Source organism: Parachlamydia sp. AcF125, from assembly GCF_018342475.1.
GTDB lineage: Bacteria > Chlamydiota > Chlamydiia > Chlamydiales > Parachlamydiaceae > Parachlamydia.
This window is the reverse complement of record NZ_JAEMUD010000003.1, coordinates 262,350-275,636: the sequence shown is the minus strand read 5'-3', so window position 1 is coordinate 275,636 and position 13,287 is coordinate 262,350. Positions and strand designations below refer to the sequence as shown.

Genomic DNA, 13,287 nt, shown 5'->3' with positions numbered 1-13,287 from the left:
GGCAGCTAAGTCTGCAATAAAATAGTATTTCAATTCAGATTTTTTTCAAAAATAAAGAAAATCTCAATTGTTATAGTATTTCCTTGCAAACAACTCATTCACTAAGATGCCAAACTGGGTGGCAGCACGCCTCCAAGTTTATCTTTGAGTAAAAGTTTTGCCAAGGGCAATGTCCTAATTCAAGCTATACCAGGGAGTCCTTCATCATGTTGCAAAGGCCGCCGCATCGGGTGAGTTTTGTTGAAAAGGAAGAGATTATTGATCTTCCCAACCTCATTGAAATTCAAGTCAAGTCTTACAATCAATTCTTACAAGCAAATTTATTCCCCAATGAACGGGAAAGCATAGGTTTGCAAGAAGTTTTCAACGAAATTTTTCCTATCAAATCATACGACGAAAAAACAACCCTGGAATTTTTATCCTATAGCTTAGGTGTTCCTAAGTATATCCCTGACGAATGCATTCGAAGAGGGATATCTTACAACGTTACGTTGAAGGTCAAGTTTCGTTTAACAGATGAGACAGGGATTAAAGAGGAAGAAGTCTATATGGGGACTATTCCTGTTATGACCGAAAAAGGAACTTTCATTATCAATGGCGCCGAGAGAGTGGTGGTGTCTCAGTTGCATCGTTCTCCTGGGATTTGCTTTGAGCAAGAACGCCATATGCGTGGAAATTGGATTTATTCCTTCAGGATTATCCCTTATCGCGGAAGTTGGCTAGAAGGGGCTTTTGATTCAAATGATTTGATTCATATTTATATCGACCGCAAGAAACGGCGCCGAAAGATTTTAGCCACTACCTTTATTCGGGCATTAGGTTATTCCACGAATGCCGATATCATCGAGGAGTTTTTCAGCACACGTAAAATTAAATTAAAGAATGACAAAGATCTTTCTGATTTAGTTGGAAAAATCTTAGCGCAAGACGCGCTTGATGAAGAAAGTGGCACTGTTTTTGGAAAAGCGGGGGAAAAACTCACCACTGCGATGCTTAAGCGCATGATCGATGCAGGCATTGAGGTGATCCGTATTGCAGAAGATGCGGATGAAACGAGTCCGATTATTAAGATGCTTTCTAAAGATCCCACCGATTCTTATGAAAGTGCCCTTAAAGATTTTTATCGCAAGATTCGGCCAGGGGAGCCTGCCACCTTGTCAAATGCTCGCTCTGCCATTATGCGTCTTTTCTTCGATCCTAAGCGTTATAACCTCGGGCGAGTGGGGCGTTACAAGCTTAATTCGAAATTAGGCTTAGAAATTGACGATGAACAGCTTAAAACTGTGACATTGACAAAAGAAGATGTAATCGGGGCTTTAAAGTACTTAATTAGCTTAAAGCAAAATAAAGAAGACACTTATGTGGACGATATTGATCACTTAGGCAATCGCCGTGTAAGATCTGTGGGCGAGCTTATTCAAAATCAATGCCGCATTGGTTTAGCCAGAATGGAAAAAATCATTCGGGAAAGAATGAACTTATTTGACTTCTCTTCCGATACGCTTACTCCTGGAAAAATCGTCTCTGCCAAAGGTTTGTCTGGAGTGCTAAAAGACTTCTTTGGGCGTTCTCAGTTGTCTCAATTTATGGATCAAACAAATCCAATTGCTGAGCTGACCCATAAACGTCGACTTTCCTCTCTGGGGCCAGGTGGTTTAAATCGGGATCGTGCCGGCTTTGAGGTTCGTGACGTTCACCCTAGCCACTATGGGCGTATTTGTCCGATTGAAACACCGGAAGGTCCGAACATTGGTTTGATTACTTCGCTCTCCTCTTTTGCCAAAATCAATGAATTTGGATTTATCGAGACCCCTTACTTAATCGTTCGAGACGGAGTGGTAACAGACGAAATTGAGTACATGACAGCGGATCAAGAAGAGCGTTGCGTGATTGCGCAAGCTTCCGCCCCTCTGGATGAATTCAAAATGTTTGCCGAGCCTATTTGTTGGGCACGTTGGAGAGGTGAACCGCTAGAAATTGAATCATCCAAAGCTACACATATGGATGTCTCTCCAAAACAATTAGTTTCGATTGTCACAGGCTTAATCCCATTTCTCGAACACGACGATGCGAACCGTGCTCTAATGGGGTCTAACATGCAACGTCAAGGGGTGCCCTTGCTTAGACCTCAAGCTCCTATTGTGGGGACAGGCCTAGAAGCGCGTGCAGCCCGGGATTCTGGCTCAGTGGTGATTGCCCAAGAAGATGGGGTGGTGGAATATGTAGATGGTTTGAAGATTGTCATTTCTCCAACGGCCAACCGCTTGGATAAAAAAACTTATTACTTGAAAAAGTTTTTGCGATCCAATGCAGGCACATGCATTAATCAGCAGCCTCTATGCAATATTGGCGATGAAGTGAAAGCTGGCGATGTCATTGCAGATGGGCCAGCCACGGATAAAGGGGAAATTGCTCTCGGAAGAAACGTGCTAGTCGCATTTATGCCATGGTTTGGTTATAACTATGAGGATGCGATCATCATTTCTGAAAAGTTATTGCGGGAAGATGCCTATACTTCGATTTATATTGAAGAGTTTGAGCTAACAGCGCGCGATACCAAACTTGGAAAGGAAGAGATTACACGCGATATTCCAAATGTGTCTGACGAAGCTTTGCTAAACTTAGGCGAAGACGGCATTATCCGCATTGGGGCAGAAGTTAAGCCTGGGGATATTCTCGTTGGAAAAATTACCCCAAAATCTGAAACAGAGCTTGCCCCAGAAGAACGTCTCTTACGCGCCATCTTTGGCGAGAAAGCAGCTGATGTAAAAGATGCCTCTTTAACCGTTCCTCCTGGCACAGAAGGGGTGGTTATGGACGTGAAAGTCTTTAGCCGCAGGGATCGTTTATCTAAAACAGACGATGAGTTAGTAGAAGAAGCTTCTCGCTTGAAAGATATTCAAAAAGAATACAAACAAAAACAGGCTGAACTACGCACAGAGCGGCGTGAAAAAATTGGAGCTCTTCTCCTTAACGAAACAGCACGGGGAACAATTGTGCACCGTAAAACCGCTGAAGTGGTTATTGAAGAGGGGATGCTAATCACTCAAGATTTGATTGAGGAGCTCGAAAAAGAGAATGTTGAAAATCTCTTAATGCCCGATAACCCCATTTACAATACACTTAAGCAGTTCTTGCATGATTACGAAATTGCAACGCAGACTCTTGAAACACAGTATAAGACTGAGATTGAATTTATGCGCAAAGGGGATACGGATCTAGACCCAGGCATTATTCGACAAGTAAAAGTGTATGTGGCTTCCAAGCGTAAGTTGCAAGTTGGGGATAAAATGGCTGGTCGCCACGGAAACAAAGGGGTCGTTTCTAAAATTGTTCCAGAAGCAGATATGCCTTTCTTGTCAAATGGGGAGTCGATTGAAATTATCCTCAATCCTTTAGGTGTGCCTTCTCGTATGAACATGGGGCAGCTTTTCGAAACCCACCTCGGCTTTGCAGCAAAAAAGCAAGGAATTCATGTGAAGAGTCCTGTTTTTGAAGGGTTTCCAGAAGATAAAATTTGGGAAATGATGAAAAAACAAGGTATGCCATCTGATGGTAAGTTTTACTTGTACGATGGTTGCACGGGAGACCGATTTGATAGCGCGGTAGTTGTGGGGTACATCTACATCCTTAAACTCAGCCACCTTGTAGCGGACAAAATTCACGCAAGAGCGGTTGGGCCTTATTCGCTTGTGACTCAACAACCCTTGGGCGGTAAAGCCCAAATGGGGGGGCAGCGTTTCGGGGAGATGGAGGTATGGGCCGCAGAGGCTTACGGTGCGGCACACTTGCTGCAAGAATTGTTGACGGTGAAATCCGACGATGTCTCCGGGCGTACGCGTATTTACGAGTCAATTGTAAAAGGGGAAAACCTCCTACAATCTGGGACTCCGGAATCCTTTAATGTGTTAATTAAGGAAATGCAAGGCTTAGGCCTTGATATTCGTACAGAATCTGTCTAACATTTATGTAAATTACATACTGTGACGTGTGAAGTGATTCACTACAGGGCCACAAGGCACACAGAAAGCTACATCAGTCAATTAACGAGCCGACAGTTCTATGTAGTCTCTGTGTGTCCTGGGTGAATGAGGCACACCTCGCGACATTTAAAAATAAAATGCCTCTTTAATGCCTGTGCATACGGCCAATTTATATAGGAGACATGCATGTCAGAAAATAATCAGCAAGACGGGCAATTTGACAAGCTGACAATTAAGATTGCCTCCGATGAGGTCATTCGGAATCAATGGTCTCACGGCGAAATTAAAAAGCCTGAAACGATTAACTATAGAACTTTTAAACCTGAAAAAGGTGGCCTTTTTTGCGAAAAAATTTTTGGCCCCACTCGCGATTGGGAATGTGCGTGTGGAAAATACAAAAAAATTAAGCACAAAGGGATTGTTTGCGACCGCTGTGGAGTAGAAGTAACTCTATCAAAAGTGCGCCGCGAAAGAATGGCCCATATCGATTTAGCAGTCCCCGTTGTCCATATTTGGTTTTTCAAAACAATGCCATCCCGTATTGGGAACGTTTTAGGAATGTCTTCAACTGATCTCGAACGGATCATTTATTATGAAGAGCATGTGGTGGTAGACCCAGGCCAAACTGATTTGGAGAAAAAGCAGTTATTGACTGACACAGAACTTAGACAAGCCCAAGAAAAATGGGGGAGAGATGCTTTTGTGACTATGATGGGGGGTGAAGCGATTCGCGAGCTATTGCGCTCTGAAGACCTACATGGGTTGCTTGTCGACCTTAAAGAGAAATTGCGTAAATCCAAATCTCTTCAAGCTAGAATGAAGCTGGCAAAGCGCTTGAAAATTGTAGAAAGCTTCCTTTCATCCGATAATAGGCCCGACTGGATGGTGATGTCTTGTGTTCCGGTTATTCCACCTGAACTTCGTCCTTTGGTGCCCTTAGATGGTGGCCGTTTTGCGACTTCAGACTTAAATGACTTGTATCGACGTGTAATTAATAGAAACAACCGTTTAAAAGCCATTTTGAAATTGAAGACTCCAGAAGTGATTGTACGCAATGAAAAGCGGATGCTGCAAGAGTCTGTGGATGCATTGTTCGATAATGGCCGTCATGGTCATCCAGTGATGGGGGCCGGAAACCGTCCTTTGAAATCTCTTTCCGAAATGTTGAAAGGAAAACAAGGTCGCTTCCGTCAAAACTTATTGGGTAAACGTGTAGACTATTCTGGGCGTTCTGTTATTATTGTGGGACCAGAGCTGAAATTCAATCAATGCGGCCTGCCAAAATTGATGGCGCTTGAATTATTCGAACCTTTCATTGTGAAACGTTTGAAAGATTTAGGATATGTGTATACGATCCGGTCTGCTAAGAAAATGATTCAACGGCATGCTCCAGAAGTTTGGGACGTTTTAGAAGACATCATTAAAGGGCATCCAGTCCTCCTAAACCGTGCACCTACTTTGCACCGCCTTGGTATCCAGGCATTTGAACCTGTGTTAATCGAAGGTAAAGCGATCCGCATCCACCCTCTTGTCTGCTCAGCATTTAATGCCGACTTCGATGGTGACCAGATGGCTGTTTACGTTCCTCTTTCTGTAGAAGCTCAATTAGAAGCTAAGCTGCTTATGATGGCTCCAGATAACATTTTCTTACCATCCTCTGGAAGACCAGCTGCGGTTCCTTCACAGGATATGACTTTAGGCCTTTACTACTTAATGTGCGATCCTCTTTATATTCCGGAAGATCACGGTTACAAAACCCGTGTTTTCCGAGATTCTCAAGAGGTATTAATGGCATTGGCGTCTTCTGAAGCACGCCAAGATCGCAAAGGATCCAAAGATTCCGATCAGTATGGTTTGCATATCCACGAGAAGATTAAGCTACGTACAGAAAATGGAATTATTGAAACAACTCCTGGCCGTGTATTGTTTAACACGATTGTACCGCCAGAGCTTGGTTTTCAAAACTACAGCATGCCTAAAAAGAAAATGGGCGATTTGGTGATGCGCTGCTATAAAAAAGTTGGCTTAGAAGCAACTGTTCGTTTTCTAGATAACTTGAAAAACCTCGGATTCTTAGAAGCAACTAAAGCTGCTCTTTCAATGGGGGTTTGTGATGTTAGAATCCCTGCTAATAAAGAGCAAATCTTGGAAGAAGCTCATCAGCGCGTAGCTTTGGTTAAAAAGCAGTATGAAGATGGGATCATTACCGATGGTGAACGTCAGTCTAAAACAATTAGCATTTGGTCTGAAGTTTCAGAAAATCTTTCTGAAGAGCTTTTCAAGCTGATTAGCGAAGTTAACGAGTCTCAGTTAAATCCGTTATTTATGATGATGGACTCTGGAGCGCGAGGTAACAAATCGCAGATTAAGCAGCTTGGCGCTTTGCGTGGATTGATGGCGAAGCCGTCGGGGGCGATTATTGAGTCTCCGATTACTTCTAACTTTAGAGAAGGCTTAACTGTACACGAGTATTATATCTCTTCCCACGGGGCGCGTAAAGGTCTTGCCGATACTGCTTTAAAAACGGCGGACTCTGGTTACTTGACACGTCGTCTCGTTGATGTCGCTTCAGATGTGATTATCACAGAAGAAGATTGTGGAACTTTGAATGGAATCGAAGTCTCTCCCATTAAACAAGGTCAAGAAGAGCTACTTCCTTTAAAAGATCGTATTTTCGGACGAACTGTATGCGACGATGTTTACCTGCCGGGAGACAGCACTAAGCTTTTAGCAAAGACAGGGGATACCTTGACCATCCTGCAAGCTGAAGCAATTGACGACTCGGGTATTGAAAGTGTGAAAATTCGTTCTGTGTTGACCTGCGAAACAAGACGCGGGGTTTGCGCAAAATGCTATGGGGTTAACCTGGCTAATGGCCGCCAGGTCAGCATGGGTGAAGCTGTAGGGATTATCGCTGCGCAGTCCATTGGTGAACCAGGAACGCAGTTGACGATGAGAACGTTCCACTTAGGGGGTATCGCTTCGGCAAGTTTAAGCCCTGAGATTGAATCTGAATTTGAAGGGATCGTGATTTACACAGATCTACGCACTGTGCAAAACGACGACGGAAATTGGGTGGTTCTCAATAAGAATGGATCTTTAAATATTGTCAGAGACGAAGGGCGTTCTTTAGAAGAGTATAAAAAACTGCTCTCTACCAAGTCAATCGAGCCTCTTCAAACATTTACGCTGGAATTAGGGACACGTATCCTAGTAGCTGATGGAAGTAAGAGTAAGCCTCATACAAAGATTGCGGAATGGGAACAGCATAATATTCCCATTATTTGCGATCGTCCTGGGTTTGTGAAGTATGAAGACCTTGTGGAAGGGATCTCCACAGAGCGGGATACAAATAAGCAAACGGGCCAGGTCGAGCTGATTGTAAAGCAGCACCGCGGCGAATTGCATCCGCAAATCGTGATTTATGCGGACCAAGAGTGCAAAGAGTTGATCGGGACCTACCCCATTCCATCGGGAGCGATTATTTCGGTGGTAGAAGGGCAGTTTGCCACAGCTGGTACGTTGCTCGCGCGTTTGCCTCGCGGAGCGTTAAAAACGAAGGACATTACAGGGGGGCTTCCTCGCGTGGCTGAGCTGTTTGAAGCGCGTAAGCCCAAAGACTCTGCTGAGATTGCAAAAATGAATGGGGTGGTTGATTTCCGCCTTCATAAGAATAAACGTATTCTTGTGGTAAGAGACGAAACAACCGGGATGGAAGAGGAACATATGATTCCTCAAACTAAGCACTTAATTGTTCAGCGTGGTGACCATGTCATTAAGGGTCAGCAGTTGACAGATGGGGTGGTCATCCCTCATGAAATTTTGGAAATTTGCGGCGTGCGTGAGCTTCAAAAATACCTCGTTAACCAGGTGCAGGAAGTTTATCGCTTACAGGGTGTTGACATTAACGATAAGCATATTGAAATCATTGTTCGTCAAATGTTGAAAAAAGTGCGTATTGTCGATCCAGGTGATACAAGCTTGCTTTACGGCGAAGAAGTGGATAAGAAAGACTTTGAAAATGAAAACTTGAAAGTTGCAAAAGAAGGTGGAAAATCCGCTCAGGCAGCGCCTGTTTTATTGGGTATCACAAAGGCTTCCTTAGGAACAGAATCGTTTATTTCTGCCGCATCCTTCCAAGATACCACCCGTGTCTTGACTGAAGCTGCCTGTGCAGGAAAGACAGACTATCTGTTAGGATTCAAAGAAAACGTCATCATGGGGCATATCATTCCAGCAGGAACAGGTTTCGAGCGGCATAAGCGCGTGAAGAAATTTGTTGATAAAGACCATGAAGAAGAGCTTGTCTTTGATTTTGAAAGTGTAGTTTAAGTGGACTGTTTAGTTACTTTTAGAAAGGCCGGAGAAAAATCCGGCCTTTTTTATTTTGAAGGGACCTCACCAGCGACTACAAGTTTTTAAAGATAGAGAACTGGCGTTAATTTATTATTCTCCAACCGAAGGCTGAGCACGATTCTCTATACAAGAGGTTTTTTCTCTATTAGCCCATCTCTAAACGATTTGCAATCGGGAAAGAGTTTAAGACAAACGAGATGGCTTCCTAAGCTTATCCAAAGCCCAAGTACCAGAAATCGGGGGATTAAATAGAAGATTGAATGTGAAATGGGAAGGAGTGACATCAAAGTATAACAGGCAAACGTGCCTAAAACTCCTACTGTGGCCCTCAGGACGTATTCCTTCGTATGTTTAGGAGATGGCAGAAATAATTGATAGGAATGAACGATAAATACCCCAATTCCTATTCCCATTGCAACACTGGAAGTCCGTAAAGAAGATTGCCAAATAAGTAATAGCACAGGGACAATTTGACTCAGTAAAAAAAGAGAGAGCGGATTAAGTCTTTTAAGTTGCCTCTCAATAGGGGGACGAGCATAAAGGTAAATAGCCAACAGGCCAAATCCTACCAACCAACCTCCTAGAATATCGCTCGGAAAGTGGATTCCCAAATATATACGCGAAAAGGACACCAGTAAAATATAAGCAAGGGCTAAAACCCATTTCCAGGAGCTCTTCCAAAAAATGCATAGAAGCCCGCCTAAGAAAAGCGCCGTCTGGGCGGCCCCACTTGGAAATCCCAATCCGCTAACCTGAATAATCCCTATATTTGCATCCAGATGGAAAGGTCTAGGAGATAAAAATAATTCTTTCAAAGCATGATTAGCAAGGCTACTAAAAAACAGGATATAAAATAACCGAAGTCCTGTCTTCCATCCCTGCCCAAGCCAAATGATAGGTATCAATACAAAGAAGAATTCCTGCCTATCAAAGAAATTTAAAAATTTAAAAAGTTGATCAAGCAGTGGAGTTCTAAACCGCTGAATAAAATTGATCAATTGCAATTGTTGATCGTAAAGCATAGTGAATCTATTTAGGCGCGTTATTCTTTAAAAGAACTGTAGCCCGATTTTTGGTTAACTCTCCGTAGCTTTCACCCCCAAAAGAAAGGGCCGATTCGGATGTCTTATGTCTCCAAGCTTCTGGCAAGATAATATACCCGTGAGCATCATTGGTGAGGCCAAATATAGAAACATGGCTGTATCCCAGCTCATTCCCTATTTCTTTTAAGCGTTGATCATAAATACAACTCAGCTCGCCTGGTATCGTAATAAAAGCATGCAGCTGATTTAAAACAATCGCATTCATTTCGCTTTTATATTGCTCTAAAGGCAGGCTCAGCCCGAAAGGCGTCGCTTGCGGCTTAAATGCATAGGGCTCACTTTGTGTTTGGATGTGTAGAGAATCATCGACCTTTACTTCATTCCAAATTTTCTTAACCGTTTCTGCCAACGATCGGCCTAGCTGATCGCAAGATGCGAAGCGATCTTCTTCATTGAAGATCACAGGAATAATATCTCCTTGAGCTCCATTAAAATAAATAGGTTGTACCTCAGAGCCAAGTAGAGATTTTAGATGATCGCGTGCATATCCTACAAAATCGGCAGAAAATAGACGATTTTGACTATCTAAGATTGTGGGATGGACTGCATAATTAAAGAGGACAGCTAAAGGAGCCTCGTCGAGCTTAGTCACCTTAATCACAGCCATATCAAAAACTGGAGTAATTCCTGTTGGCCAAAGCCCACGATATTTGCTCAAATTCTCAGCTTTTCCATATCCGATGCCAATTTTTGATGGAGTGAGATTTTGACTCGCCTGAATAATTGCTTCCACTGTCTTCTCAACATAAAACTTAGTCACCTCAAGATTATAAGGGCCAGCAAGACTTTCGCCTAACAATGGAATATTCAAATAGGCGCCTCCTCCTGAGTGGGTATGAGATGAAGCGATATAAATTCCACATTGACCTAGTTTTGGCACGCGATGGACCTGCTGAATAATTTCTTGTACCATTTCATATGTAAAACCCAAGTGATCCACACTGCAGAGCACAATCTGTTTTTCCCCATTATCAATAAAAAGAGCAATAGCAAGAAGTGGGTCATGGATCCCTTGCATCCCTTCTCCCTTTCGCTCCGTATATCCTGCGGAAGGAGTTCCTATCGCTGGCGTGATGTTAGCTTTGCCAATTCCTACATTTAAACCTGCGTTATTTAATGTAGGGATAATGAGAGCAAGTAAAAAAAACAGACTTCGAGCAATAGTTTTCATATAAAAACCTCCTGGCGATCAGTTGCCATATTAAACTCATTTAAATTAATTTAAACTGAATTTGTTGAGTAGAACAACAAAAAATAATGAAAAGTTATTTATTATACGTAAAACCTAGGAATTATAAATTAAAAATTTCGACTTAGAAATTTTATAGAACAAACCATAACCAAGCGTATGACCCTTTTTGGATTGCCAGGAAGAGAAGCAAAACTTTATCTTAGCCAGAACGGCAAAAGCTAGGCTTCGAAAATATCATGCCAAAAGTTAAGAGGGTTAATAAAGAAGATAGGTTTGTAGACAACGTTTCAATAGTTAAATTTATTTTTTCTCAAAATGATAAATAGATGAATAGGCAATATATTCGTAGTCTCAACCATTTCTAAAGCCATTTTTATTGAAGATGAGAAGGATTTGTTCTATACTTAGGTTTTCATTAATTAAGTAGTCCTGAATACTTCAAGGAGAAGTGCGTGGATATCACAGAAAAAAAAGTCAATCGCCAAATCCAATTTTGGGCTCTTATGGGGCCTTTTGTCACTCTTTTAACTTTTTCGGTTTTGTTGTCAAAAGGCTTAGCGAGTTCATTTTATTTACCTGCTTTAATTTTGATCGGTTTCCCTATTTGCTGGAAATGGAAAATACGAGGTTTTGCTCTAGCGCTAAGTACTCTTTGCCTGTTTTTTGCAATTTCTTATAGTCACATTCCTTTAGAAGAACGGTTTTGGCAATTTGGAATGGGAATGGCTATCGCTTTGGCATTTGCCGTTACCGCATTATCTTTTGAAGAAGTTGAGGAATTGATCCGTTCTTTACAAATTGAGTCGAGCAGCCGGTTGACAAACCTCTTAAATCTAGATGAGAAGTACAAAATTTCAGAAGGAAAATTGCACGAAGAATGTGAAGCTTTAAAAGAACAAATCCAAATATTCCAATCGCAAATAAAAGAAAAAGATAGCCAAATTCAGCGTCAAGAAAAACTGTTAGAAGTTGTGCGCAATGAATTCTCTGCTACTCAATCCCAGCAGGAAAGCTTATTAAATGAGATTTTTCAAAAAAGACACGAAGCAGAATTGCTTAATCAGCGTATACAAGCTTATCTCAAGCAAATTGAGCAGCTTACAGCTCGTTCTTTAAGCAAAATCTCACCCGCAGAAATGGAGAATTTAATCGAGGCGATTCGCTATAAAGATTCTTTATTAGCCCAACTGCAGCAAGAATTGAAAAAAGCCAACCAAGATTTAATTAATATTGAAGCTGAGAAAGATCGGATTCAATTAGAGCTAATTAAACAAAAAGATCTTTTAGAGGAAAAAGAGAACGAATACCAAGATCATTCTTACCAACTGAAAGAAGGGATGGAGACTCTAAAAAGGGAAAAAAGTCTCTTAGAAGCAAGCTTATCTAAGCTGCAAATTAAATTTGAAGAAATCGAAGCTAAAGAAATTGATAATCAAAATAAAATTTTAAAGCTAACCCACCAAAATATCGAAGTTAAGCAAAATTTTGAAAGAAAGATTGACGAATTAAATGGCTCAAAAAAGGCACTGGAAGCGGATTGGAAGAATTTGAAAAAACAATTTGAAGATAAGGAAGTCGCATTTAATCAGGTGCAAAACCGGTTGTCCCAGGCTGAGCATGAACTCAGCCAGCTTAAAGCTGAAAATGAGTCATTAACTGAATTGAACGAATTTAGAAATTTGCAAGAAGCCGATTATGAAATTTTAAAAAAACAGGTGCTTGAGAAAACGGTTGCGATTGAGCAGCTGCATGCTCAATTAGCTCAAATGGAGCAAAACGGGGTTCTTTTACAAGAAGAAAACCAAACTTTAATGGCAGAGCTTAAAAACCTGCAAGAAGTTGATTTAGAGATGTTGAAAAAGCAGGTGCTTGAGAAAACGGTTGCGATTGAGCAGCAGCAAGCTCAATTAGCCCAGGTGGAGCAAAACACGGTTCTTTTACAAGAAGAAAATCAAACTTTAATGAGAGAGCTTAAAAACCTTCAAGAAGTTGATTTGGAAACTTTAAAACAGCAAGTTGTTGAGAAAACGGCTACGATTGAGCAGCTGCAAACCAAAATCTATCGGGCCGATCAGGAAGTAGCTGAATTGAAGAGCAAAAATTGCTCTTTATTAGAAGTAGAAGACCGAAGAAGGGGCCAAGAAGCTGAACTTGAATCGTTTAAAAAACAAGCGTTAGAAAATGAGGAAACCCTTGTCTCGATAAAAGCGCAGTTGTGCCAGGCTAATGAAGCAATGTCTCAATTATCTTCCGAAAGAGAGGCCTTAAAGAAACAATTGAGTCTTATTTCCACGCAAAATCCAGGACAGCTAGCTGACTCTCAAAAAATTGTAGAGGCAGACCGCGCTTTCAGACGTATGAAGGGCTTGTATGAGCAGCTTAAATGTCAGTTTGCAGATAAGTCTGTAGTGCTCGATGAAACGCGCAAGCAATTATTCCATCTTGAAGAAAAATTTATGCTGCATCAGATCGAACTGCAAGAGAAAGAGGTTTTTGGCTACTCTGTTATGGAAAAAGCGTTGGAAAAACAATTGCGTGAAACTCAGGAATTTTATGCAAAAATGCATGGAGAAGCTGTCCAGGAAACCGAACTTCTCTATGGAGTGATCGAAAGTCTTCTACAACACAAAGTTTAAAAGGGCCATTCGGCCCT

At 41.7% G+C, this 13,287-nt stretch carries 5 protein-coding genes; 3 read left to right on the top strand and 2 right to left on the bottom strand.

Going from position 1 to position 13,287, the window contains the following annotated elements; all coding sequences use genetic code 11:
- Nucleotides 1-206: 206 nt before the first annotated feature.
- Nucleotides 207-3,962 carry a DNA-directed RNA polymerase subunit beta gene (gene rpoB / locus PARA125_RS07355; RefSeq protein ID WP_213158189.1) on the top strand — a complete coding sequence of 1,252 codons (3,756 nt, stop codon included), beginning with the start codon at nt 207-209 and terminating at the stop codon, nt 3,960-3,962.
- Between the two features lie 207 nt (nt 3,963-4,169).
- Nucleotides 4,170-8,315, top strand: a complete 4,146-nt coding sequence (gene rpoC / locus PARA125_RS07350; RefSeq protein WP_213158188.1) for a DNA-directed RNA polymerase subunit beta' — start codon at nt 4,170-4,172, stop codon at nt 8,313-8,315.
- A 146-nt stretch (nt 8,316-8,461) separates the two neighbouring features.
- On the opposite strand, the gene PARA125_RS07345 is transcribed toward rpoC, so the two are convergent.
- Both PARA125_RS07345 and PARA125_RS07340 read right to left on the bottom strand, forming a co-directional pair.
- Nucleotides 8,462-9,244, bottom strand: coding sequence for a phosphatase PAP2 family protein (locus PARA125_RS07345; protein WP_249274258.1), 783 nt, complete (start codon nt 9,242-9,244; stop codon nt 8,462-8,464).
- Nucleotides 9,245-9,368: 124 nt separating this feature from the next.
- On the bottom strand, nt 9,369-10,613 hold the full coding sequence (locus PARA125_RS07340; protein ID WP_213158186.1) for a neutral/alkaline non-lysosomal ceramidase N-terminal domain-containing protein: 1,245 nt from the start codon (nt 10,611-10,613) through the stop codon (nt 9,369-9,371).
- Nucleotides 10,614-11,086: 473 nt separating this feature from the next.
- Between PARA125_RS07340 and PARA125_RS07335 the strand changes: the two genes are divergently transcribed.
- A complete protein-coding gene (locus tag PARA125_RS07335) occupies nt 11,087-13,270 on the top strand; it encodes a coiled-coil domain-containing protein (RefSeq protein WP_213158185.1) in 2,184 nt (727 codons plus the stop codon).
- Nucleotides 13,271-13,287: the final 17 nt, after the last annotated feature.

Coding starts and splice junctions, on each gene's coding strand:
- rpoB (WP_213158189.1), top strand. CDS start 207: ATGTTGCAAAGGCCGCCGCATCGGGTGAGTTTTGTTGAAAAGGAAGAG.
- rpoC (WP_213158188.1), top strand. CDS start 4,170: ATGTCAGAAAATAATCAGCAAGACGGGCAATTTGACAAGCTGACAATT.
- PARA125_RS07340 (WP_213158186.1), bottom strand. CDS start 10,613: ATGAAAACTATTGCTCGAAGTCTGTTTTTTTTACTTGCTCTCATTATC.